Annotated in this window: 25 protein-coding genes; 16 read left to right on the top strand and 9 right to left on the bottom strand. The window is 71.6% G+C overall.

The features are described from left to right. The first annotated feature begins 90 nt into the window (after positions 1–90). Positions 91–1,299: an MFS transporter gene (locus tag FJ091_10150; GenBank protein MBM4383717.1), complete on the top strand. Its 1,209-nt coding sequence runs from the start codon at positions 91–93 to the stop codon at positions 1,297–1,299. On the opposite strand, the gene FJ091_10145 is transcribed toward FJ091_10150, so the two are convergent. Beyond that, the gene (locus tag FJ091_10145) at positions 1,245–2,591 is read right to left on the bottom strand and encodes a phosphotransferase family protein (GenBank protein MBM4383716.1); all 1,347 of its coding nucleotides are present in this window, start codon (positions 2,589–2,591) and stop codon (positions 1,245–1,247) included. The two genes, FJ091_10150 and FJ091_10145, sit on opposite strands and share 55 nt — an antisense overlap. Positions 2,592–2,783: 192 nt before the next feature. Here FJ091_10145 and FJ091_10140 point away from each other — a divergent pair, with 192 nt between their 5' ends. Continuing rightward, on the top strand, positions 2,784–4,052 hold the full coding sequence (locus FJ091_10140; GenBank protein MBM4383715.1) for an MFS transporter: 1,269 nt from the start codon (positions 2,784–2,786) through the stop codon (positions 4,050–4,052). A 126-nt stretch (positions 4,053–4,178) separates the two neighbouring features. Here FJ091_10140 and FJ091_10135 read toward each other — a convergent pair whose 3' ends face one another. After that, on the bottom strand, positions 4,179–4,700 hold the full coding sequence (locus FJ091_10135; GenBank protein ID MBM4383714.1) for a nuclear transport factor 2 family protein: 522 nt from the start codon (positions 4,698–4,700) through the stop codon (positions 4,179–4,181). Positions 4,701–4,843: 143 nt separating this feature from the next. Here FJ091_10135 and FJ091_10130 point away from each other — a divergent pair, with 143 nt between their 5' ends. Beyond that, the gene (locus FJ091_10130) at positions 4,844–6,385 is read left to right on the top strand and encodes a propionyl-CoA carboxylase (protein MBM4383713.1); all 1,542 of its coding nucleotides are present in this window, start codon (positions 4,844–4,846) and stop codon (positions 6,383–6,385) included. 323 nt (positions 6,386–6,708) lie between these two features. On the opposite strand, the gene FJ091_10125 is transcribed toward FJ091_10130, so the two are convergent. After that, entirely contained in the window at positions 6,709–7,083 is a 375-nt protein-coding gene (locus tag FJ091_10125; protein ID MBM4383712.1) for a GFA family protein, read from the bottom strand. Positions 7,084–7,112: 29 nt separating this feature from the next. On the opposite strand from FJ091_10125, the gene FJ091_10120 reads away from it, so the two are divergent. Further along, positions 7,113–7,517, top strand: coding sequence for a GFA family protein (locus tag FJ091_10120; protein MBM4383711.1), 405 nt, complete (start codon positions 7,113–7,115; stop codon positions 7,515–7,517). A 50-nt stretch (positions 7,518–7,567) separates the two neighbouring features. On the opposite strand, the gene FJ091_10115 is transcribed toward FJ091_10120, so the two are convergent. After that, positions 7,568–8,509, bottom strand: coding sequence for an alcohol dehydrogenase catalytic domain-containing protein (locus tag FJ091_10115; GenBank protein MBM4383710.1), 942 nt, complete (start codon positions 8,507–8,509; stop codon positions 7,568–7,570). Between the two features lie 107 nt (positions 8,510–8,616). Between FJ091_10115 and FJ091_10110 the strand changes: the two genes are divergently transcribed. Genes FJ091_10110 through FJ091_10100 form a run of 3 tightly spaced genes read left to right on the top strand, consistent with a single transcriptional unit; the run spans position 8,617 to position 11,472 of the window. After that, positions 8,617–9,783 (top strand): cytochrome P450, encoded by a 1,167-nt coding sequence (locus FJ091_10110; GenBank protein ID MBM4383709.1) that lies wholly within the window; start codon positions 8,617–8,619, stop codon positions 9,781–9,783. Between the two features lie 19 nt (positions 9,784–9,802). Further along, positions 9,803–11,044 (top strand): cytochrome P450, encoded by a 1,242-nt coding sequence (locus tag FJ091_10105; GenBank protein ID MBM4383708.1) that lies wholly within the window; start codon positions 9,803–9,805, stop codon positions 11,042–11,044. After that, positions 11,041–11,472 (top strand): heme-binding protein, encoded by a 432-nt coding sequence (locus tag FJ091_10100; GenBank protein ID MBM4383707.1) that lies wholly within the window; start codon positions 11,041–11,043, stop codon positions 11,470–11,472. Before FJ091_10105 ends, FJ091_10100 begins: the two co-directional genes overlap by 4 nt. A 15-nt stretch (positions 11,473–11,487) precedes the next feature. On the opposite strand, the gene FJ091_10095 is transcribed toward FJ091_10100, so the two are convergent. Then, on the bottom strand, positions 11,488–12,264 hold the full coding sequence (locus FJ091_10095; protein MBM4383706.1) for a zf-HC2 domain-containing protein: 777 nt from the start codon (positions 12,262–12,264) through the stop codon (positions 11,488–11,490). After that, positions 12,257–12,775: an RNA polymerase sigma factor gene (locus FJ091_10090; protein ID MBM4383705.1), complete on the bottom strand. Its 519-nt coding sequence runs from the start codon at positions 12,773–12,775 to the stop codon at positions 12,257–12,259. The genes FJ091_10095 and FJ091_10090 overlap by 8 nt, the downstream gene beginning before the upstream one ends. Before the next feature lie 206 nt (positions 12,776–12,981). Between FJ091_10090 and FJ091_10085 the strand changes: the two genes are divergently transcribed. Next, a complete protein-coding gene (locus tag FJ091_10085; GenBank protein MBM4383704.1) occupies positions 12,982–13,641 on the top strand; it encodes a spondin domain-containing protein in 660 nt (219 codons plus the stop codon). A gap of 46 nt (positions 13,642–13,687) precedes the next feature. On the opposite strand, the gene FJ091_10080 is transcribed toward FJ091_10085, so the two are convergent. Next, complete coding sequence (locus FJ091_10080) at positions 13,688–14,179, bottom strand: cytochrome P460 family protein (GenBank protein MBM4383703.1); 492 nt, start codon at positions 14,177–14,179, stop codon at positions 13,688–13,690. 152 nt (positions 14,180–14,331) lie between these two features. Here FJ091_10080 and FJ091_10075 point away from each other — a divergent pair, with 152 nt between their 5' ends. From FJ091_10075 to FJ091_10050, 6 genes are all read left to right on the top strand, one after another. Continuing rightward, positions 14,332–14,616 (top strand): helix-turn-helix transcriptional regulator, encoded by a 285-nt coding sequence (locus tag FJ091_10075; GenBank protein ID MBM4383702.1) that lies wholly within the window; start codon positions 14,332–14,334, stop codon positions 14,614–14,616. Positions 14,617–14,640: 24 nt separating this feature from the next. After that, a complete protein-coding gene (locus tag FJ091_10070) occupies positions 14,641–14,997 on the top strand; it encodes a DMT family protein (GenBank protein MBM4383701.1) in 357 nt (118 codons plus the stop codon). A gap of 125 nt (positions 14,998–15,122) precedes the next feature. After that, positions 15,123–15,554 (top strand): hypothetical protein, encoded by a 432-nt coding sequence (locus FJ091_10065; GenBank protein ID MBM4383700.1) that lies wholly within the window; start codon positions 15,123–15,125, stop codon positions 15,552–15,554. A 49-nt stretch (positions 15,555–15,603) separates the two neighbouring features. Next, entirely contained in the window at positions 15,604–16,149 is a 546-nt protein-coding gene (fae, locus tag FJ091_10060) for a formaldehyde-activating enzyme (protein MBM4383699.1), read from the top strand. A gap of 235 nt (positions 16,150–16,384) precedes the next feature. Beyond that, positions 16,385–16,708 carry a TonB C-terminal domain-containing protein gene (locus FJ091_10055; protein MBM4383698.1) on the top strand — a complete coding sequence of 108 codons (324 nt, stop codon included), beginning with the start codon at positions 16,385–16,387 and terminating at the stop codon, positions 16,706–16,708. Further along, entirely contained in the window at positions 16,705–17,574 is an 870-nt protein-coding gene (locus FJ091_10050) for a GNAT family N-acetyltransferase (GenBank protein MBM4383697.1), read from the top strand. Before FJ091_10055 ends, FJ091_10050 begins: the two co-directional genes overlap by 4 nt. Before the next feature lie 58 nt (positions 17,575–17,632). Here FJ091_10050 and FJ091_10045 read toward each other — a convergent pair whose 3' ends face one another. Further along, the gene (locus FJ091_10045) at positions 17,633–18,802 is read right to left on the bottom strand and encodes a CoA transferase (GenBank protein MBM4383696.1); all 1,170 of its coding nucleotides are present in this window, start codon (positions 18,800–18,802) and stop codon (positions 17,633–17,635) included. Positions 18,803–18,890: 88 nt separating this feature from the next. Further along, positions 18,891–19,991 carry a hypothetical protein gene (locus FJ091_10040; protein MBM4383695.1) on the bottom strand — a complete coding sequence of 367 codons (1,101 nt, stop codon included), beginning with the start codon at positions 19,989–19,991 and terminating at the stop codon, positions 18,891–18,893. A gap of 93 nt (positions 19,992–20,084) precedes the next feature. On the opposite strand from FJ091_10040, the gene FJ091_10035 reads away from it, so the two are divergent. Further along, the gene (locus tag FJ091_10035; protein ID MBM4383694.1) at positions 20,085–22,604 is read left to right on the top strand and encodes a response regulator; all 2,520 of its coding nucleotides are present in this window, start codon (positions 20,085–20,087) and stop codon (positions 22,602–22,604) included. Positions 22,605–22,711: 107 nt separating this feature from the next. Then, positions 22,712–23,125 carry an SRPBCC family protein gene (locus FJ091_10030; GenBank protein MBM4383693.1) on the top strand — a complete coding sequence of 138 codons (414 nt, stop codon included), beginning with the start codon at positions 22,712–22,714 and terminating at the stop codon, positions 23,123–23,125. Positions 23,126–23,384: the final 259 nt, after the last annotated feature.

Raw genomic sequence — 23,384 nt, 5'->3', positions numbered from 1 at the left:
TTTTTCTGACTTCTTCAGCGGCGCGTCGGGCTCACAGCTGTGAACGGCGCGGAGTCGATTCGGTCACCGAGTGCCTCTCAGCGCGCGCTGGTGGTGTTTGCGTGTTTCGTGTGTCAGTTGGGGCTTGGGTACACGTATTTGTTTTCGGCGGTGTTGCCGGAGGCGACGGCCGAGCTGGGGTGGACGCGGGCGCAGTTTTCGAGCGGGCGCTGGCCTTACTTCGCGATGACGGCGCTCGGCGGGCTCGCGGCGGGGCAGTGGACCGTACGCTTCGGTGCGCGGCCGGTGCTCGTTACGGGCGCGCTCTGTCTCGCGGCGGGGTTGGCGCTGCTGTCGCGCATGCAGGACCTCGCGATGTTCTGGATCGCGCAGATCTTCTACGGGCTCTTCATGGCGGGGCTCGGCGACGTCGCGATCGCGGGCGTGCTCACGAGCTGGGTGCGCGGCGCGCGCGGCGCGGCGATGGGCTTCGTGTACGCGGCCTCGAACATCGCCGGCTTCTTCGTGCCTCAGGTTTTCGCGGCAGGCGTCTCCGCGCGCGGCTGGCGGGCCACGTTGTTATGGATGGGCCTCGCGGGAGCGGCGGTGATCCTGCCGTTCGCTTGGATCGCCGGGCGAAGCGCGCCAGGCGGAGCCGCGGCCGCTTCCGGCCCCGCAAGCGCGAGCGCGCTCTCGCTCGGCGAAGCGCTGCGCACTCGCACGTTCTGGCTGCTCGCGTTCACGATCTTCGGCTTCTTCTTCTTCTTCCTCGGCATGAACGACGCGTTCGTCTCGTTCCTGAACGACCTCGGCATGTCGCGCGAGGAAGCCGCGCGTCATTACGGGATCGCGACCGGCGCGGGCGGCGTGAGCAAGCTCGTCGCGGGCTGGTTCGGCGATCGCTTGCCCGCGAAGACCGCGCTCGTGCTGGACCACGCGCTGCTCGCGCTCGCGGCGCTCCTCGTATTCGCGTTGCCCGTCACGCCCGCGCTCTTCTTCCCGTTTCTCGCGGCCTACGGCTTCGCGATCGCCGCGCGCGACGTCGTGTATCCGCTCGCGCTCGCGCACTGCTTCGGCGAGCGCACGATGCCGGCGATCTACGGCGCGGTGATGATGAGCCTGTTCGTCGCCGCGCCGCTCGGGTCGATGGTGACGAGCCGCGTGCGCGACGTGACGGGCAGCTACGAGCCGGCGTTCGCGGGCTTTGCGGTGCTGAACGTCGCGATGCTCGCGGCACTCTGGTTCGTGCGCCGCGAAGTGAGCGACTACGCGAGCGGCGAGAACTTGCGCCCTGCGAAGGGCGCCACGACCGGCGCGTAGAGCGCCTCGGCGCGCTGCGCGTGGCACGCGAGGTAGCGCAGCGTCGCTGCCTCCGGCGCCGATCCCGCGCGAATGCGCTCTTCCAGCTCGATGCGGCCGGCGCGCGCTCGCTCGACGCGAATCCCTAACAGCTCGCTCAGCTCCTCGCGTTCGCACGCGGCGATCGCCGCGCCGTAGCGCCGCTCGCGCTCGATGCATTCCACGAGCGCGGCCGCGCTCTCGGCGCGGTGCTTCAGGTACGCGCTCGGCAGCGCTGGTGCGATCTCGTCGCTGAGCTGCTTCGCGACGAGCGCGGGCAGTGCGTGCTGATCGAGCGCTGGCGCATCGGGCAGCGCCGCGGGCTCGAGCGCGATGCCCAGCGCATCCGCGATCGCTTCGCACAGCGCGCGCTCGCAGATCACGCGATAGGCGAGATTCATCGCGACGGGGCCGCGCGGATCGTGCGGTGAGGTGACGCGCACGAGGCCGAGCACCGAGCGCGTCATCTGCTGCACGCGGAAGTAACGCACGCGACCCAGCGGCACCGGCGCGCCGGTGAGCTTCCCGTAGTGCGCGAGCGCCTCTGCGACGCCGCCGCACGGCGCGAAGAACTCGCGCACGCAGAAGTTGCCGAGATCCTCCATCGGATCGCCGAAGTGCGCCCACTCGAAGTCGACGAGCGCCGTCATGCGCGCGCCTTCGTAGAGAAAGTTTCCAGGGCCCGTGTCGCCCTGCACGAGCGCGACGCGATCGAGCTTCTCGGGCACGTGCTTGCGCAGCCACGCGACGCCGAAGCGCGCGATCGGCTCGGGCTCGCGGTGGCCCGCGAGCATCCCTTCGAGCGTGTTCACCTCGCCGAGGGCGGCCTCGGCGGGCGTCTGAGGAATCGCGAGATCGAGCGCGAGCTGCGCAGGTGTGAGGGCGTGCATGCGCGCGATCTCTTCGACGAAGTCGAGGAGCACGGCGCGGCGCTCGGCGGGCGGCGCCGGCGGCAAGTCCGCACTCCCGCGCACGCGCTCCTGCAGCGCGACCTGATGCGCCTCGCTCCAGCCGTGGATGCGCGGCACGCGAATGCCATTCGCGCCGAGCGCCCCGAGGACGCGCGTCTCGCGCGCGAGCGAGAACGGATTCGGGCGCGCCGGCTTCGCGCGATCGACGCTCAGGAACCACTCCGCGCGCGAGCCATCAGGCCGAGACACGTCGACCAGCCACGCTTCGCGTCGCGCGACGTGACGCGCTGCGCGCGTCACGTCGCCGGCGCCTTGCTTTGCCACCCACGCGATGATCTCGGGCTCCAAGGTGTCGCTGGGCATCAAGCCTCCGTCGTGGCGGCGCCGGCCCTCCTTGTTTACTTCGCTCGGCTTCGCCTCGCTGCGCGCTCCGCTTGCGGCCCATGCAGACCTACCCCGAGGAGTGTTCGACTTCGAGGCAGCTCCTCCGATTCCGCGAACTCGGGGCAGCAGCACGTTGGCTCGGCTATCTCGCCTCTTCCGCTGGAGCGTCCATTGCCCGACTCGAAGCCGACCCGTGCGTACTCGCTCTGGGTACTCGCGCTGCTCTCGCTCGCGTACGTGCTGAACTTCGTCGACCGCCAAGTGCTCGCGATCGTGGCGGGTGACGTGAAGAAGGAGCTCGCGCTCACGGACTTTCAGCTGAGCCTCTTGTTAGGCCCGGCGTTCGTCCTCTGCTTCACGCTCTCGGGCTTCGTGGTTTCGCATTGGGCGGACACGCGCTCGCGCAAGCGCGTGCTGACGGCGGGGCTCACGGTGTGGAGCCTGCTCACCGCCGCCTGCGGGCTCGCCACGAACTTCTGGCAGATCGCGACGCTGCGTTTCGGCGTCGGCATCGGCGAAGCCGCGGGCGCACCGCCCTCGCAGTCGATGCTGTCGGACTACTTCCCGCCCCAGCAGCGCGCGCGAGCGCTCAGCGTGTTCGGCCTCGGCATCTATGTCGGAACGCTGCTCGGATTCGCGGGCGGCGGCGTGATCGCGGAGTGGTTCGACTGGCGCACCGCGTTCTTCGTCGCGGGGTTATCAGGCGTGCCGCTCGCGCTGGTGATCGCCTTCAGCGTGCGCGAGCCCGAGCGCATCGCAGCGAGCGCCCAGCACGCGCCGCTGCGCGAGATGACGCGCGTCCTGTTCGAGCAGCGCACGTATCGCTGGCTCATGCTCGCAGCCGCGTGCCAGGCGTTCATCGGCTACGCCGCGCTCTCGTGGAGCGCGCTCTTCTTGCAGCGCGTGTTCGCGATGAACAAGGCGGAGTCCGGAATCGCGTTCGGGCTCACCGCCGGCATCGCGGGCGCCGCCGGCTCGCTGCTCGGCGGCGTGCTCGCGGATCGCCTCTCCACGCGCGACGCGCGCTGGTACGCGTGGCTCTCGGGCGGCGTGTCGCTCGCGGCGGCGCCGTTCTTCGCGGCGTTCGCACGGGTCGAGAGCGCGGCGCTCGCGCTCGCGTGCTTCGGCGTCTTCTACTTCCTCAACAACATCTACGTGCCCTCGCTCTGGACGCTGGTGCAGTCGCTCGTGCCGGCGCGCCTGCGCGCCACGTCGTCCGCGACGCAGCTCGCCGTCACGAACGTGTTCGGCTACGGCCTCGGTGTCGCGCTCGTCGGCAAGCTCAACGACGTGCTGTTCGCCGAGTACGCCGACGCTGCGCTGCGCTGGACGCTGCTCCTGCCCGCCGCGATCGGCGCGCTCTCGGGCCCGCTCTTCTTCCGCTGCGCCGCGAGCGTCCGCGAAGACCTCGCCGCCGTGGCGCGCGAGGAGCGCGCGTAGCCCGCGCACTGGGGACGTACGTGCACATCGAGACGCCTGGGAGCGTGCACGTACGTCCCCAGTGCGCGCTTTGGTGCATGTACGTCCCGTGTGCGCGCTTTGGTGCACGTACGTCCCAGGTGCGCGTCAGCGGAGGATGCGCGTCCAGCCCGTCGCGTGCGGCGCCATGAAGACGGGCGTGAGCTTCATCGCGCGGTGCAGCCACTCGCCGCCGACGCGCGCGTACTCGTCGTCCTCGAAGCCGACCATCCAGCTCGGCGCGCCGTCCGCGGTCGTGCATGGCGAGAGAATGTCCCAGCGCGCGCGGGCGCGGTCGGGCGAGAGCACGTCGATCTGTGGCTTCACGAAGAAGTGCCACGAGAAAACGAGCGTGGGCACGCGCATGCGCGCCGCGATCTCGGCGCGCCCGCGGGCGATGCCGAGCTGCGCGCCGCCGTCCCATACGCCGTCCTCGGTGAAGAGCGCCGCGATCGCCTCCGCGCGCGCCGCCACGATCTCGTCGCTCGCGACGCGGCCGCGCGCGTAGCGCTCGTCCACGAGCTGCGCGTAGCGCGCCTTCAGCGCATGAATCGCGAGCGCCGCCTCCGCGCGCTCGACGCGCGCCCGTAGCGCCGCGATCTCGGCGGCGAGCTCATCGGTGGTGGGCATCGGGTCTCCGGTTCGGTCGGCGCGGCTGCGGCACAAAAGGGTCAGACCTCAAGTGGTCGGACCCCGAGTGTGCCATTGCCATGCGTTCGCTCGCGTCCGGGCACGTTCGCTCGCATCCGGCCTCGGGGTACTGTCGCCCGCCTATGAGCTGGCAGGACGAGGCGGACGAGATCGCGCGCCGGCGCCGCGGTGCGCACGCGCTCGGCGGCGCGGAGGCGGTGGCGAAGCACAAGTCGCGCGGGCGTGGCACGGTGCGCGAGCGCATCGACGCGCTCGCGGACGCGGGCAGCTTCCGCGAGGTCGGCGAGATCGCGGGCGAAGTCGCCGAGGGCGGCGCGTTCTCGCCCACGAACATCGTGGCCGGCACCGCGACGGTCGGCGGGCGCGCCGCGGTGATCGCGGGCGACGACTTCACGATCAAGGGCGGCGCCTACACGCCCGCGAGCCTCAAGAAGATCCAGCACGCCGAGGGCCTCGCGATCCGCCGCCGCATGCCGCTCGTGCGCCTGCTCGAAGGCGGCGGCGCCAGCGTGTCCGGCGCGTACGGCGCGCGCGGGCGCTCGGGCTACGACTTAACAGCCCCGAGCCCGATGAACCTGCTCGCGATGCAGGCGCTCGCCGAAGTGCCCGTCGTGTGCGCCGCGCTCGGCCCGTGCGCAGGCTTCCCGGCCGGCCGCCTCACCGCGTCGCATTTCTCCCTAATGACTCGCGACACCGCGGTCGTGCTCACCGGCGGCCCCGCGCTGGTCGAGCGCGCGATGGGGAAGAAATTCACGAAGGAGGAGCTCGGCGGACCCGCGGTCCACCTGAGAAGTGGCGTCGTGCACAACGAAGCCGCCGACGAAGCCGACGCGTGGCGCCAGATCCGCGCGTTCCTCTCGTACCTCCCGCCCTCGGTGTGGGAGCCCGCGCCACGCCTCGTGTGCAGCGATCCCGCAGCGCGCGCGGAAGAAGCGCTGCTGAGCTTCATCCCGCGCGATCGCCGCAAGACGTACAAGGTGCGCCGCTTGCTGGAGCACGTCGTCGACTCCGGCTCGCTGTTCGAGATCGCGCCGCTCTACGGGCGCACGCAGGTCACGGCACTCGCGCGCATCGCGGGCCAGCCCGTCGGCGTGATCGCGAACGACCCCAACATCTACGGGGGCGGCATGTCGGCCGACGGCGCGCAGAAGCTGCGCCGCTTCGTCGAGACGTGCGACGCGTTTCATCTGCCGATCGTGAGCTTCGTCGACGAGCCGGGCTTCCTGATCGGCCCCGACGCCGAGAAGGCGGGCACGATCCGCTACGGCATGGAGGCGCTCTTCGCCGTGCAGCAGACGCGCGTGCCGTGGATCGCGGTGGTGCTGCGCAAGTCGTTCGGGGTCGCGCAGGGGATTCATTACGGCCCGAGCTGCACGGTGCTCGCGTGGCCGTCGCTCGCGAGCGGCGCGCTGCCGGTGGAGAGCGGCGTGCATCTCGCGTTCGCCAAGGAGATCGCGGCGGCGCCGGATCCGGAGGCGCGGCGGCGCGAGCTGGAAGAGGAAATGGCCGCGGCGCAGTCGGTGTTTCCGCGGGCTGAGGAGTTCGGCGTGCACGAGCTGATCGACCCGCGCGAGACGCGCCCGCGGCTGTGCGCGTGGGTGGAGGAAGTGCAGGGAGAGCTGCGGGGGTTGTCAGGGCCGCGGGTTTACTCGATGCGGCCTTGAGTGGCGGATCGAGCGCGTCGCGGACTCGCGCTCGAGGAAGCACTCGCGCTCGCAGCGGCCGCGGGGGGCGGGGGCGGCCGCGGCGAATGGCTCGTTGGCGGCCGCTCGCTTGGGGCGTCTCCGAGATCTGGGAGAACGCGCTCGCCTCGGCGTAGCGCTGCACGGTGTTCGCGGCCGAGCTGTGCTTGATTTCGCCTCCGCCGCCCCCGCCCCCCGCGGCCTTGTCGTGGGTTCGAAGAGGGGCTGCACGTCTCGTTTGTGGAGGAACGAAGCGACGGCGCCATCGAGGCGCCGTCGCTTCGCTTTTCTGAGGTTGGCGGCGGTTACTTCCAGCGCCTCGTCTTGATCGCGTCTTCCCAGTGGGCGCCGTCGAAGCGTTGGACGTGCAGCTTGCTCGCGTCGACGCCGTGAAGGCAGCGCACGTTGATGTCGATCAGGTGCGGGTCGGAGCGCGGGACGCGGAAGGGGGAGATGCCGCAGGTGGTGCAGAAGTGGTTCCGCGAGGTGCCGGTGCCGAAGGTGTAGGTGCGGTAGGCGTCCGCACCCTTCGTGATGCGGAGCTGGCGCGGCTCGACGTTCCAGTGCAGGTAGCCGGCGCGGGCGCAGTAGGAGCAGTTGCAGTCGACGACGTGGTCGAGCGTGCCGTCGACCTCGAACTCGATCGCGCCGCAGTGACACTTTCCCGTGTACGTGGGCATCGCAGCCTCCACTCATCGCGGGGAACAGCATGCACCACGGCTCGTGCCTCTGTGGCGGCGTCGCGTACGAGATCGACGGCGAGATCGGGACGATTCTCTACTGCCACTGCTCGATGTGCCGGCGCTGGCATGGCTCGGCGTTTCGCACCAGCGCGGCGGTGCGGAAGCGCGACTTTCGCTTCGTGCGCGGCGAGGAGTTGATCACGGAGTACCGCTCGTCGGCGGACACGGTGAAGCGTTTCTGCCGCGTGTGCGGGTCGCCGCTCGTGAACTCGTGGGATCCCGACCCTGACAACTACGGGCTCGCACTCGGCACGCTCGCGACGGACCCCGGGAAGCGCGCGGTGTGCCACATCTTCGTCGCGTCGAAGGCGCCGTGGTACGAGATCAGCGACGACCTCCCGCAGTTCGACGAATTCCCGCCGAAGGCTTGACCGCGAGCGGCGCTCCCCTGCGCGCAGCGCGGCGAGGCCAGCGACGCCTTTCAGGCCGGCTCGAGCACGACCTTGATCGCTCCCGCCTTGCGGTCGCGCGCGGTAGCGAAGGCTTCGGCGGCGGCTGCGAGCGGGAAGCGGTGCGTGATCAGCAGCTCGCCGATTTGCGGCTTCGCGGCGAGCAGCGCGGCGGCTGCGTCGGCGTCGCGCCCTTGGGCGCTCCGGCCGTACATCGAGGCGACGGTGAGCGCGAGCTCCTTCGCGACGAACGTGAAGCCTGGCAGCGCGATCGGGCCCCAGGCGGCGGCGAGCAATAACAACATCCCGTTCGGCCGCAGCGCGGCGGCGCACTCTTCGAGCGATTGCGTGGTGCCCGCGCAGTCGATCGCGATGTCGGCCTCGCCCGCGGCGAGCGGCTTCGCGCCGAGGCGCGCGCCGGCTTCGCGCTGGCGATCGTGGCGCGCGGCGAGTGCGACCTGACAGCCGGCCGCGACGGCCGCCGCCGTCGCGCACAGGCCGATCGCGCCGCCGCCGATGATCGCGACGCGCTCGCCGCCGCGAATCCCTGCGCGGCGGAGGCCGTGCACCGCGACCGCGAGCGGCTCCACGAGCGCCGCGTGGCGCGGATCGAGTCCGCGCGGCAGCGCGACGAGGCAGCGCTCGGGCACGACGATCTCGTCCGCCATGCCGCCGTTGCGACCGACGCCGTAGATGATCTCGACGCCCGCACGGCAAACCTGGTAGTCGCCGGTGCGGCAGAACTCGCACGCGCCGCACGGCGCGACGGGCTCGATCGCGACCGCGGTGCCGTCCGCGAGCGTGCCCGCGATCTCGTGGCCGGGGATGCCCGCGATCGGGAAGCCCGCGTCGAGCATCGCGAGGTCGCTCGCGCAAATGCCGCACGCGCTGACGCGCACCCGCACGCCTTCGCCGCGCGGCGCCTCCGCGTCCACTACGCGCACCGCGCCTTGCTCGAATCGCACCGCTTTCACCGCTCGACTCCCCGCTCGCCTTCGGTCGCTGCGTTCGATCGTGGCATCGCGCTCCGCCTCGGACGAAGTCGGCTCGCGGCTGGGCAGGCTACGCCAAGATGCGGGCCATGCCGTTCGCCCAAGGCTGGGATCTCTATGCGCTGCATCGCCGCGAGGACATGCACGCGGCGCTCGCGGAGCTGCGCGACGCCGCGGCGGTGCACGCGCTGGCGGGCAACGTGTTCCTCGTGACGCGCTACGCCGAGGCCGAGCGCGCGCTGCGTGCGCCGGAGCTCGTGGCGGGCAGCGGCGTCGCGGAGTCGTTCGGCGCGCGCAGCGGCCTCCTCTACGACGTGATGACGCACTGGCTGATGGCGCAAGACGGAGCCACTCACGAGCGCGCGCGTGGCCTCGTGCGCCGCGAGTTAACGCCGCGGCGCGTCGAGTTGTTACGGCCGTTCATCGCCGCAACCTCGGAGCGGCTCGCGCAGGGCGTCGCGCGCGAAGCAGTGCACGGCCGCGTCGACCTCGTTGCGCGCCTTGCGTTCGCGCTGCCGAGCGAGGTGATTCGCGCGCTGTTCTGCATCGAGCGCGAGGAGTGGCAGGCTCGGGTGGAGCCGCTGCTGCGACCTGGCGCGAGCGCCGAGGGCGGCGGCTTTCTCGCGGCGCTCGCGGAGTACTTCTTCGCCGCGAATCAGCGCGCCGCGAGCGCTCCGCCCGAGGGCCTACTCGCGCGGCTGCGCGCGCCGGACGCGCAGCTCGGCGCGCTGAGCGAGCTCGAGGTGGTCGCGAACTGCGTGCTGCTCGTGTCCGCGGCGATCGACACGACGACGGGGCTGATCGCGAACACGCTGCTGTGCCTGCACGCGCATCCCGAACAACTTGCGAGAGCGCGCGCGGACGACGCGGCGCTGGCCGCCGCGATCGAGGAGACGCTGCGCTTCGAGCCGCCCGCGCTCTCGTGCAGCCGCTTCGCGGCGCGCGCGCTGGAGCTCGGCGGCGCCGAGATTCCCGCTGGTGCGCACGTGCTCATCTCGATCGCCGCCGCGAGCCGCGACCCCGCGCGCTTCCCGTCGCCCGATCGCTTCGACCTCGCGCGCGCGCCCGAACGCTCGCTCGCGTTCGGCGGCGGCCGCCACGTGTGCCTCGGCGCCGCGCTCGCGCGCCTCGAAGCGCAGCTCGCGGTGGGCGCGCTGCTGCGCGCGGCGCCGGCGCTGCGCCTCGAGGGCGAGGTCGCGTGGCGCAGCGACAACCCCACCGTGCGCGCGCCCGCCGCGCTGTGGGCGAGCGCGTGACGTTGCGAGGGGACCGCGCATGAAGCCCAGCGACGCGAGCTTGCTCGATCCCGCGGTGCAGCAGAGCCCGTACGCCTACCACGCCGCGCTGCGCGAGCACGGCGTGTACTTCATGCCCGAGATCAACGCGTGGGTCGTGACGCGCTATCGCGACGTGCAGCACGTGCTGTCGCATCCCGAGATCTGGTCGAACGACCTGCTCGGCAAGGCGGGCTTCTCGATGTTCCGCCACGCGGAGGCGGCGGAGCTGCTCGCGCGCGAGGGCTTCGCGCGCAACACGAAGCTGCAGACCGATCCGCCCGAGCACCGCGGCTTTCGCGCGCTCGTCAACACGTCGTTCACGGCGGGCCGTGTGCGCGCGAGCGAGCCGTTTCTGCGCGCGATCGTGGCGCGCCTCGCGGACGCGCTGCTCGACTCCCGCGCGTGCGAGCTGATCGCGCGCTTCGCGGCGCCGCTGCCGATTCACGTGATCGCGAATCGCCTCGGGCTTCCGCCGGAGGACGCGCCGCGCATCAAGGCGTGGAGCGACGCGTGGGTGGAGCCGCTCGGCTTCACGCTGACGCTCGAACGCGAGCTCGAAGTGGCGCGGCTCGGGCTCGAGCTGCAGCGCTACCTCGCTGCGCGCATGGCCGAGCGCGAGCACGCGCCGCGCGAGGACATCCTCAGCGACTTGGTGCACGACACGCTGCCGGACGGCTCGCGTCTCACCCCCACGGACCGCATGGGCATCGCCGAGCACCTGCTCGTGGGCGGGCACGAGACGGCGACGAGCGCCATCGCATCGGGCGTGTTGTTATTGGCGCAGCGCCCCGACGTCGCGGACGAGCTGCGCCGCGAGCCGGCGCTGCTGCGCACCTTCGTCGAGGAAGTGCTGCGGCTCGAGTCGCCGAGCCAGGGCTTCTTCCGCTTCGCCGTGGCCGACGGCGTCGTGGGCGGCGCCCTGATTCCGCGCGGCGCGATGGTGCACGTGCGCTTCGCCGCCGCGAACCGCGATCCCGAGGTGTTCGCGAACCCGGACGCGCTCGATCTGCAGCGCCCGAACGCCGGCGCGCACATGGCCTTCAGCCAAGGCGAGCATCACTGCATTGGCGCGCCGCTCGCGCGGCTCGAGCTTCAGCTCGCGTTCGCCGCGCTACTCGAGCGACTCGACCGCATCGCGCTCGCGCCCGGCTTCGCGCCCGAGTATCTGCCCGGCCTCTCGCTGCGTACGCTGCGCGCGCTGCACATCACGTACGAACCGCGACGAGGAGCCACGCCATGAACAGCGCACCGCGCGCCACGCTCAGCACCGAAGCGACCGAGAAGCTGATCCACGCCGCCGCCGCGAAGTCGCGCGCGCTGGGCATCCGCGTGCACATCGCGGTGATGGATTCGTCGGCCCAGCTCGCGGGCTGGCTCAGCTTCGAGGGCGCGCCGCGCATCGCCGCGAACACCGCGCGCGACAAGGCGTTCACCGCGGTGAATACGGGCATGTCGACGCGCGCCTGGGGCGCGTACGTCGCGAGCATCCCGGCGAGCGAGCAGCAAATCATCCACGCGATCCCGGGCTACATCGGCGCGGACGGCGGCTACCCCGTCGTCGAGAACGGGCTCTTGTTAGGCGCGATCGGCGTCTCGGGCGCGGACCAGGCGCGCGACGCCGAAGTGGCGAAAGCAGCGATCGCCGCGCTCGGGCTCGTCGCGAGCTGAAGGGCGCGCGAGCGCCTACGAGGGCGGCGGCAGCATCGCCTTCGCCACCGCGAGCGCGCGCACTTCTTCTGCGGGCAGCCTACCCGCGAGGAAGCACAGCACGTCCCCCTCCGCCCAGGCGACCACCGTGACGTCGCCACGCGTGAACTCGAAGAACGTGATCGCTCCGGAGTCGAAGCGCGCGGCGTCGTCGGGCAGCTCGCTCGCGCGCGCCTCGAGCATCACGCACAGCAGCGAACGACCCGTAGCGTCCCGATAGAGGATTTGAGTGCTCGGGCGCTCTGCGAGCCGGCTGACCTCCCCCGACGCGATCTCCCAGCCCATCATGCCCAGATCGAGCACGCGCGCTGCGAAGGGCAGCTCCGCTGCGGCGAAGCGCGCTTCGAGCGCCGCGGCCGGGGTCCGCGCGCTCGGCTGCGCGGCGGCTTCGCGCGCGAGCACTGCGGCTTCTGCAGGCAGGTCGACCGCTCGCGGCAGCGCGGCCCATAACAACAGCGCTGCGGCGGCCGCGGCGAGCGCAGCGTACGGCCAGCGCGGCCGCACGCGTCGCGGCAGGGCGCGCCCATCCTCGCGATCGAGCGCTGCGCGAATGCGCGCATCGAACGCCGGGTCGGCGCCGACGCCCGTGCCATCGCGCAGCTGCGTCTTCAGTGCGGCCAGCGCGCGCAGCTCCCCGGCGCACGTCTCGCACGTGCGCGCATGCGCCTCGACCTCGGCGCTCTCTCGCGCCGCCAGCGCGCCGTCGACGCACGCTCCCAGCACCTCGGGCGACGGATGCAGCGCGTCACTCATGCGCAGCCCTCGCTCTCACGCGCGTGAGGTGCGCGAGCTTTTCCGCGAGCGCGCGGCGCCCGCGCGCGAGCCGCGAGCGCAGCGTCCCAGTCGCGCAGCCCGCGGCGCGCGCGGCCTGCTCGTACGAGAGCTCGCCCACGTCGACCAGCAGCACGGCGCTGCGGAACGGCTCCGCGAGCGCCGCCAGCTCGCGGCCGACTTCGCTCTCCGCGAGCGAGTCTTCGGGTTTCACGGGTTGCGAGGGATCGGCGAGCATCGCTTCGGGAATCTCGTCGAGCGCCGTCACCCTCCGCAGCCGGGCGCGCTCGCGCTCGTTCGCGCACACCGAGTACAAGATCGTGAACAACCACGCCCTCGCATTCGTTCCCGGCTCGAACGCGTCGAAGGTTCGGTAGGCGCGCAGGTACGTCTCCTGCACCGCGTCGTCGGCCACGCTCGCGTGGCTGCACCAACGGCGTGCGGCGCCGCGCAGCGACGCCGCGTGCGGCAGCGCGAGCTGCTCGAACGCCACCCGTCGCGCGGAGTGATCCGTCCACCGTTGCGCCAAGAACGTGCCTCGAAGCCTCGGGCGCGAACGTTCCAGCCGGCCTTTCGGTTACGCGGGGGGTTCGCGAGCGAAGCGGGAACTTTCGTGGGGGCTCGCCTGTTGCTCCGGGTGCGCCTCTCTCGCGCGGTGCGAGCCGCGGCGCATCCCCAATCAGGAGCAACTCGATGCGAATGCGAACTCTTCTTTGTGCGGCCCTCGCCGCCGCCGCGGTCCCGGCGCTCGCGGAAACCCGCCTGGCCACGTACGAGGTCACGCTCACCAACGCGACGCGCAATCAGCGCTTCACGCCCGTGCTGGTCGCCACCCACGGTGAGGGCGCGCGGCTCTTCTCGGTCGGCATGCCAGCCTCGCCCGAGCTCGCGACGCTCGCGGAGGAAGGCGACACCGCTCCGCTCGCGAGCGCGCTGCAGGCGACCTCCGGCGTGCGCGAGGTGAGCAGCACGAGCGGACTGCTCGCGCCGGGCGCTTCGGTGCAAGTCGTGATTCGCGGCGTCCCCGGCGAGCAACTCAGCGTCGCAGCCATGCTGATCCCCACGAACGACGCGTTCGTGGCGGTGAACGGCACGACGCTCCCGAAGAATCGTGTCCCGGTGACACTGAACGCCGTCGCTTACGACGCTGGCAGTGAGCGCAACGACGAGAGCTGCGCCTCGATTCCGGGGCCCGGCTTCGCCGAGTGCGGCGGCCCCGGCGGCGGCGGCGCCCCGAGCGGCGGCGAAGAGGGCTTCGTGCACGTGCACAACGGCATGCACGGTGTCGGCGACTTCGACGACGCCGAGCGCGATTGGCGCAACCCCGTCGCGCGCGTGTCGATTCGCCGAATCCAGTGAGCACGCGCGGCGCGCAGCCTCGTCGCTGCGCGCCGCGCGCCTCAGCTCACTCGCGCCACGCGCTGAACACGTAGTCGCGATCCGCCTGCGACGCGTGGCAGCCATAACAAGCTTCCACCGCGTTCGCGCCGACGGCGCGCTTCGTCGCGTCGCCGCCCGCGAATCCTTCGAAGCCCCAGCCGCCGGTGGCAGCGAACTTCGCGGCGTCCTTCTGCATCACGCCGAGCACTTTGCGTGCGCCCTCGGTCACGGCGCCTTCGGCGCGCGCGGCTTCGAGCAGATCGAACGCGATCACCGCGCCGTCGGGAAACTTGCCCGCGCGGTAGCCCTCGATCGCCTTCTCGTTCGCGTAGAGGTGGTGAATGCCGCCGAAGCTCGCGAAGAGCGGGTGGCCCTCTTCGATCACCATCGACTTCACGTGGGTCCACTCGCGATAGCCGGTCTGGTAGTCGACGCTCGCGGCGTCGGCGAAGGCGAAGGCGAGCGTTGCGGCGAGCAGCCCGGCGGCGGCGAGCGAAAAGAGTGCGGTGCGGTGCATGACTTCTCCTCATGCGCGGTGTTGCGCTCGCGCAATCGTCACCGCGCGGGAGTACCGTTGTCGAGCACGCACTCGCGCGTGGGGTAGGCACGAAACGGTTCATCTTGGCGACGCGGCGCACGAAAAAAACTTCGCGAACGACGGTCGCGCGCATGGTCGAGGACGTCGTCGGCTGCAAGTGGTCGCTCGCCGTGCTCGGCGCCGTGCGCCGCGGCGTCGCGCGGCCCGGCGCGATTCAGCGCGCCGTCGACGGCATCAGCGCGAAGGTGATGAACGAACGCCTCGCGAAGCTCTTGCGCTTCGGCGTGATCGCGAAGCGCGCGTTCCGCGAGATTCCGCCGCGCGTCGAGTACACGCTCACGCCCTTCGGCGCGCGCTTCGCGCAGATCCTCGATCTCGTGGACGAGATCGAAACCGAGAACACGCGCCGGCGCTGACGGCCGCGTGTGCAGGAGACGCTCATGCCCGCCGCGCTTCAGACCGTGCTGCTGCTCACTCTCTCGAACCTCTTCATGACCTACGCCTGGTACGGCCACCTGAAGTCGCTCGCCGACAAGCCGTGGTGGATCGCGGCGCTGCTCTCGTGGGGCGTCGCGTTCTTCGAGTATCAGCTGCAGGTGCCCGCGAATCGCATCGGCTTCACGGTGATGACGCTCCCGCAGCTGAAGATCCTGCAGGAGGTGATCACGCTCGTGGTGTTCGTCCCGTTCGCGATCTGGTTCATGCGCGTGCCGGTCGGCATCGACTTCGCGTGGGCGGGGTTGTGCCTGCTCGGCGCGGTGTTCTTCGCGTTTCGCGGGATCGGGGCCGTCGCGTGAACCGGCTTCGATTCACCGCGCGCGCGGTCGACTCGCGGCCGCGCGGGCCGCGTGTGGCGGCGGCTCCCGGGTAGCATCGCCGCAACCGCACGCCGGCCGCGCGGTTCGACCCTTCGAGGTGCACGATGCGCAAGCTCGCCCTGCTCCTACTCGCTCTCTCGCTCCTGGCCTGCGCCACGCCGCGGCCGGTGCTCTACCCGAACGAGAAGCTCGAGCGCGTCGGGCGCGAGCAGGCGCAGCGCGACATCGACGAGTGCCTCGCGCGCGCGAACGGCGACGTGGGCGGGAGCGCGTCGAGCGGCGCGGAGGACACCGCGAAGCGCACCGCCGCGAACACCGCGACGGGCGCGGCGACCGGCGCCGCGGTTGGCGCAGCGGTCGGGCGCAGCGCGGCGCGTGGTGCTGCAGGCGGCGCGGCGGGTGCCGCGACGGCCACGGTGGTGCGCTCGATCCTTCACCCGCGCCGGCACGGGCGCGTCGATCCGGTGTATGCGCGCTACGTGAACCGCTGCCTGCGCGACCGCGGCTACGACGTGATCGGCTGGCGGCGGCGATAACGTCGCGCGGCTCGCTCGCCGTTCTCCGCGCGTGAGCGGAGGACACGCGATGGCGGCGAGGCGGCGGTACAAGTCGAGCGCGCGCGGCGCGCGTTCGTTCGTCACGCAGATTGGCGAGGGCTTTGCGGGCGAAGGCGGCGACTCGGCGCACGTGAACACCGTGCTCGGCGCGCGCGGCGGCCCCGCAGAGGCTGCGTTCGCGACCGCGCTCGCGCAGCCGTCGCCCGGGCACACGCCGTTCCTCGTGGTGCTGAAGCCAGGTCTACCGGTGAAGCCGTTCACGCTGTTCGTGAGCAAGGCGACCGTGACGGAGGCGCTGCACGGCAAGCTCACCTGGGGCGCCGCGCAGGCGGGCGTCGCGCAGGGGGTCGCCGAGTCCGTGGCCGCTGGCGTGATCCCGCGCGCGCTGGTCGACGCGCTCGTGCTGATCGCCGCGGTGTGGGTCTCGCCCGAGGCGCGCGACGAAGAAGCCGTGTACCGCAACAACCTCGCCGCCACGTGCGCCGCCCTCGCTGCGGGTGCGAAGCGCGAGCCGCGCACCGAAGACGTGCTCGCGGCGCGAGGCGCGCCGGAGAATCCGTACTTCCGGAAGTGAGGCGCGTGATAGCTTCGGCCGCGAGGTTGTTATGAGGTCTCGACGCTTCGCACTCCTCGGACTCGCGTGCATCGCCTGCGCGAATCCCCCGCGCATCGCGTGCCCGGATCTTCGTGAAACGCCGATCACGCGCGAAGAGGCCTACTCGTTCGGACGAACCGACCCCCTCGCTGGCTCGAACGGCGCCGCGGCGCAGCCTCGCCCCCCGAGTCCACCGCCGCCTGGGCGTGATGCGGTGCTGCCCGCTGCCGTGCAAAGCACGTATGGGGTCCGTACGCCGGACGAGCACAAACGCGAGGCCGAAGCCTATCTGCGCGCCGGCAGGGCCCGAGTCCTTCGCCACTGGACCGGGCCGACCTCGGTCAGCGCGACGGTCGAGATGGAGTTCCAGGTCGCGGCGAACGGCTGTGTCACCTACGCGAGGGTTCTCAGCTCGACGAGTGATGCCGCGGCGCGCAGCACGCTTCGGGCAGTGACGAGTGCGACGCCACTCGCTCCTCCGCCGGACCGCGTCGTCGGTGAAGTCCTCTTCGCGACGTTCTCTGCCCGCGTCCGGTGAGTCGCACGCGCGGCATCGGTTTCGCCCGCTTCGTGCTCGCCGCGAGCGCGCTGCCTTTCTTCGCGATCGGCGCCGCGTTCTTGCTCGCGCCCCATGCGCTCGCGGAGCGCGTCGGGCTCGCGCTCAGCGGCGCCACCGCGGACAACGACGTGCGCGCGGTGTATGGCGGGCTGCAGCTCGCGTGCGGCTTGTTGCTCGCGCTCGCGGCGCGCGCGAACGAAGCGCTCGTGCGCGTCGGGCTCGCGGCGCAGCTCCTGCTCTACGCGGGGCTCGCGAGCGCGCGCGTGGTGAGCTTCGCGCTCGCGGGTGCGCCGAACGCACTCGGCTTTGCGCTGCACGCTGGCGAGATCGCGGCGCTCGTGTTCGGCGCGATCGCTTGGCGCCGGCTGGCGGGCGACGCCGGCGCGTTCGAGGCGCCCACTGGCGTCTCGATCGAGCGCGCGGCGCCTAACAACCTCCCCGAGCTGCTGCCGCTCGTCGACGCATTCCAGCGCGAGGAGGGTTACGCCGCCGGCGACGACGCGCTGCGCAGCGCCGTGCTCGAGCTCCTCGGCGTCGCTCAGCGCGGGAGCATGCTCGTCGCTCGCGAGAACGGCCGCGCGCTCGGCTACGCGGCGCTTTGCTTCGGGCACTCGATCGAGTTTCGCGGCCGCGACGCTTTCGTGGACGAGCTCTACGTCGCGCCCGACGCGCGAGGGCGCGGACTCGGCCGCGCGCTGCTTCGCGCGCTCGAGGCCGACGCGCGTGCGAGCGGCGTGCGGCAGCTGCATCTCGAGGTGGAACCAGGCAACGAGGCGCAGCGGCTCTATCTCGCCGAGGGCTTCACGGCGACGGGCCGCGAGCTGCTGACGAAGAAGCTCGGGTAGCGCAAGCGGAGCGCGCAGCGAGCCGCAGGCGAGCGAAGTTCGAACGTTCGCTGCCGCCCTACGCCACCACCTTCTTCTCCCGCAGCGCGGCGATGCGATCCGCGAAGCCGAGCTCGCGCAGGATCTCGTCCGTGTGCTGCCCGAGCGTCGGTGCGGGCGCGCCGATGCGCGCGGGCGTGCGCTCGAAGCGCGCGGCGGGACGCGGCTGGCGCACGCGGCCCGCGGCGGGGTGCACGCTGTCTTCCAGGAGCCCCGTCGCGGCGACGTGCGGATCGAGGTGATGCGACTCGGGCCCGAGCACGGCGCCGGCAGGCGCCTTCTCGCGATCGAAGCGCTCCATCGCCTCGGCGGTCGTCATCTGCGCCACGCTCTCGAGCACGCGCCTTAACAACTCTTGGAACGGGCCGGGGTTCGCGCGGCGCTGCATCAGCTTCGTCTGCGGGTCGTCGTAACCGTCGACGCCCGCGGCGCGGCAGATGCGCGCCGTGTCCTCGTCGCCGGTGGGCGCCGCGATCACGAAGCCGTCCTTCGTCGGCCAGAGCTTCTGGTCGCGCGCGAAGCTCGAAGGCTGCGAGTGATCCGCGTCGAGCAGCACTTCGTTCCCGGCGGCGTCGGCCCACACGAAGTTCACCACTGCGTCGAGCATCGGCACGCGCACGTGCTGCCCGCCGCGCCCGTTCGCGCGCGCGAAGAGCGCGGCGGTCACGGCCTGTGACGCGGTGAGCGAGCTGATCTTGTCGGCTGCGGTGTGCCGAATCAGCTGCGGCGGTCCGTCGCGCCCGGCCTGCGTCGCGGCGAGGCCGCCGTACGCCTGCACGACAGGGTCGTAGGCGCTCTTCTCCGCGTAGGGGCCCGTGTCGCCGAAGCCGCTGATCGAGAGGTAGACGAGCTCTGGGTTGTCGCGACGCAGCTCGTCGTAGCCGAGCCCTAATCGCTCGATCACGCCGGGCCGGAAGTTCTGCGCGAACACGTCGGCACGCATTGCCAGCGCGCGCACGATGTCGCGCCCCTCGTCGGTCTGGAGGTTCACGCACAGCGAGCGCTTCCCGCGATTCGCGAACTGCGCCATCGCCGAGACGCCGCCGCGCGCGACGCCCACCCAGCGCCCGATGTCGCCGATCCCCGGCGGCTCGATCTTGATCACCTCCGCGCCCTGATCCGCGAGCAATCCGATCGCCCACGGTCCGGAGAGCGCGATCGTGAGATCGACGACCTTCACGCCCGCCATCGGGCCAGCTTGTTTCACTTCGCTCACCTCCGGCTCGCTGCGCGCTCGCTTCGCTCGCTTGCGTGCCTCTCGCAGTGACTCGTCGGGCTCATTCTTCGAACGCTCCCTTGCGCGCGGTTCCGCCCGGCCCGCTGTACGACAGCGTGAAGCCCGGCTCGCGCGCGAACTTCGGCGGGGGCACCGAGGCGAGCGCGCGGCGCCAACTCCCGACGAGGTCGTCTTCCGCCGCGTAGTCGAACGGATCGGTGAGCGACTTCTCTTCCTTGCCGCCGCGCTCGAGCGGATTCGCCAGCAGCTCGCGCGCCGTCGCGGCGAGCGCCTCGCGTGCGGGCACGACATCGCGGTAGCCGAGCTGCACGCGCAGCTTGGTGAGATCGAGCACGCGGTGCGTCGTGCGCTGCTGCATCACGAGCGGCCGCGCGCACACGGCGAGCTCCCACGGCATCGATACGAGCTCGAGCTGCGCGCCGCAGGCCGCCGTCACGAGCTCGATCACCTGGCGCAGCGTGAGGATCTCCTCGTCGCCGCAGTTGTAGATCTCGCCCGCCGAGGCCTCGGGCTTGTCGATGGCGAGCAGCAGCGCATGCGCGAGGTTCTGCGCGTAGCCGTAGTGGCAGAGCGTGAGGCCATCGTCGGGTACGACGATGAACGGGCGGCGATCGAGGATGCGCCTGACGACCAGCCACTCGCGCGGCAGCAGCTGGTACTTGCCGTAGACGTACGGATATCGGAAGTGCGCCGCCGTCGGGTGGATCGCGAGCACCGCTTCCTCGGTGCGGCGGATGCGGAAGCCCTTCGCGTCTTCGCTCTCGCCCGGCACCGTGCGTGCGTCCTCGCGCGTGGGCACCGGCATCCCGGCCGGCGTCCACGCGTCGGCGTTCATGTACCCGCTGTACGCCGGCGCGCCGCCCACCGAGACGAAGCGCCCGCAGCGCCCCGCCATCACCTTCGCCGTGACGCGCAGGCGCCCGTACGTCGCGACGCACACGTCGAACGTGCGCGCGCCGAGCGCCTCGCGCAGCGCCGCTTCGTCGAACGGATTCGTGTGCACGTGCTCGACGTCGCCCGGGATCTCGGGCACTTCGTGTCGCCCCGAGTGCAGCATCGCGACCTGATAACCGCGCGCGCGCAGGCCGTTCACGATGAAATGGCCCGTCGGACCTGTGCCGCCGATCACCAAAGCGCGCATCGAAAAAACTCCTCGATTCGCGCGAACAGCATACGGCGACCGGAGTAGGATGGGCGCGACGCGCGGCTGCCGGCGCGCGGACAGGGTTCCCTCGTGCAATTTTGGCTCTTCGTCGGCATTGCGTGCGTCGCCTCGATGGCGCTCCTCCTCGTCGACGTGTTGCGTCGCGAGACGCCGCGGGCGCTGAGGCCCGCGCTGCTCGTCGGCATCGGCGGTGCGCTCGTGTACGCGATCGCCGACGTGATGACGCGCCTCACTGTGCACGATCCCGTGCAGCACTGGCGCTGGCTCGTCGTGCTCTACGGGGGCCTGATGTGCGTGCCGCCCGCGTGGTGGATCACGTCGCTGCGCTACGCGGAGGCGCAGGGAGAGCACCTCTCCTTCGCGCACGCGCGCTGGATCCACGTTCCCACGCTCTCGGCCGCGTTCTTCTTCGGGGTGCTCCTCACGAACCCGTGGCACGGCGCGTTCCTCGAGCCGCAGCCGTTCCGCAGCGAGTTCCGGCCGCTGTTCTGGGTGCACACCGCGATCACGTATCTCGCCGCGGTGGGAGCGATCGGCGTGCAGGCGTGGCTCGCGCTGCGTGCGCGGCGCCCGCGCGTGCGCGCCAACAGCCGCGCACTGGCGTTCGCGATGTGCGCGCCGCTCGTCGCGAACGTCGTCTATCTCGCCATGCCCAGCCCGGGCGAGCTCGACCCCACCATCGCCGCATTCACGCTCACTTCCGCGGTGATGGTCTTCCTGGTTGCGCGGCGGCGCGTCTTCTCGCTCGCGCCCGTCGAGTTCGCGGAGCTGCGGGCGCAGGATCCGGATGCCGTCGTGCTGTTCGACTGCGACGGGCACCTGCTCGACGCGAATCCCGCCGCGCACGCGCTCTTCGGCGCCGCGCTCGACGACCCGAGCGAAGCACTGCGCCGTGTCGCGAAGGCGCTGAATTCCGGCGAGGCATCGGACGACCTCACCGTCGACGAGCGCTTGCGCATCGGCGTCGCGCCGCCGGGAGAGGTCTTCACGTTCGTGCGCGACGCTGCGCGCACGCTCCGAGTCTCGACGCTCGTCGTGCGCGACGAGCGGCAGGAGGCCGCAGCGCTACTGCTGCGTGCGCGCGATGAGAGCGAGCTCGCATCCGCCAACGAGCGAGCGCGCAAGCGCGCCGCGCTGCTCGAAGCCGTGTTCGACGCCGCCGGCCTCGCGGTCGCCGTGGTCGATCGCCAGGGGCGGGTGCGCTTCGGGAACGACATGATGGAGCGCCTCTGGAAGGTCCCGCGCGGCGAGGCGACGAAGGGTCCGATCGCGGAGCTGGCACAGCGCGAGCCGCTGCGTTCTTCAGGCGCGGCGGACGGCATCGTGCGCTTACTCGACGAAACGAGCCGCGACCCGAATGTGTTCCTCCGCCGCGACCTCACGCTCAGCGACGGCCGCATCATCGAAGTCGTCACCGTGCCGATGCGTGACGCCGGCGCCGTTCATTCGCGGCTCTTCCTGAACGCCGACGTGACCGAGCGTCGCCGCCGCGAGCGCGCCGCGCACGACGCCGCGCGCCTCGACGATCTCGCCGCGCTCGCGGGTGGTGTGGCGCACGGTTTCAACAACCTGCTAGCCGCGATCCTCGGCAACGCCGATCTCGCGCTCCTCACGGCGTCGCCCGAGGCGCGCGCGAGTGCGCACATGCGCGAGGTGCGGGACGCCGCCGAACGCGGCGCGGCGCTCGCGAATCAGCTCCTCGCCTATGCCGGCCGCGCGCCGCTGCGGGAGGCGCGCGTGGACTTGCAGCGCGTGGTCGAGCGCGAGGCGGCTGCTCTCGCTGCCGAGGCGCGGGCGGGCGTGCTCGTCGAGGTTTCCCTTCCTGCAGCGTTGCCGCGAGTGGCTGGCGACGCGGTGCAACTCGGGCATTTGCTCGCAGTACTGCTTCGCAACGCGGTCGAATCGCTTCCTGCGAGTGGCGGTCGGGTCGCCGTAGATGCGTACGAAGACGGCTCGGACGTGGTGTTGCGCGTGCGCGACGACGGCTGCGGCATGGATGCCGAGACGCTGCGGCGCGCGTTCGAGCCATTCTTCAGTACGAAGCCGACGGCGAAGGGCCTCGGCCTCGCCGCTGCGCGGGGCATCGCGACGCAGCACGGCGGCTCGCTGAGCGCAGAGAGCGAGCCGGGCCGCGGCGCCACGCTCACGCTGCGGCTCCGGCGGGCGAGCCCCGACACGAGGGACGCGGTCGAAGTCGACGCCCCGGTGAGCGCATGGCGCGGGGCAGGGCGGCTGCTCGCCGTGGACGACGAGGCGTCGGTACTGAGCGTGGCGCGCCAGCTCGCGGAGGACCTGGGCTTCGAGGTCACTGCGGTCGACGGCCCGAGCGCTGCGCTCGCGGCGGTGCGCGACGCGCCAGGCAGCTACCGCCTTGCGCTCGTCGACGCAACGATGCCGGAGCTCAACGGGCCCGAGTTGTTACGGCGCCTGCGCGAGGCGGCGCCGGGCTTGCCCGCGGTGATCTACTCGGTCTTCACGCGCGAGTCGTTCACGCTGCCGGCCGAGCCGCCGACCGAGTTCCTGCACAAGCCCTTCCGCCGCGACGAGCTCGCGCGCGCATTCCGCCGCGCGCTGCGCGAGGAGGAGTGAGGTGCCCGGCTGACTCGTGCTCGACTTCGATGCGAACGCCTGAGTGAAGCGCTCGCGATTCGAGCCTCGACCTCCTACGGTCGCGCGCTCGCGAAGGGAGGCGACACGTGGCGAGCGTGGTGATTGCGAAGAAGGTCGACGTCTCGGCGGACGCGATCTGGAAGCTCATCTCGAACTTCGGCGATACGAGCTGGATGCCGGCGGGCACGCAGGTCACGGTCGCGGGCAGCGGCGTCGGCATGGAGCGCCGCATCGCGATGGGCCCTGATAAATCGATCGTCGAACGGCTCGAAGCGCTCGACCCCGCGGCGCGCACGCTCACCTACGGCATCCCCGTGAACGTGCCGTTCCCCGTCACGAACTATCACGCGACCATGCGCGTGCGCGCGGCAGGCAGCGGCTGCGAGCTCGAGTGGAGCGCGAGCTACGACTGCGCCGCCGACGCTGCGCCCGCCATCGAGAAACAGGTGCAGGGCATGTACGGCATGATGATCGACTGGATCGCGGCGAAGGCGAAGTAGCCAGGCGGCACTGCCCAGACACCCGCTCCCAGTGGGCCGAACCCCGAGCTTGTGGAACCCGGCGCGCAACCTCCGCAGATGACGCGCCGAGACGAAGGCGGAACGTCCTCGAGGTCGAACGCTCCTCCCGAGCAGGTCGGCCGTGGCCGCAAGCGAAGCGCGCAGCGAGCCGAAGGCGAGCGGAGTCAACCGGGAAGATTCGCCGACGCGCCTCCGCACACGCGCGTGAACGGATGGCAGATGCGCGTCGGCGAAAACG

It is taken from the genome of Deltaproteobacteria bacterium (genome assembly GCA_016875395.1).
GTDB lineage: Bacteria > Myxococcota_A > UBA9160 > UBA9160 > UBA6930 > VGRF01.
The sequence above is the reverse complement of the archived record's forward strand: the minus strand, read 5'-3'. Positions and strand labels throughout refer to the sequence as shown.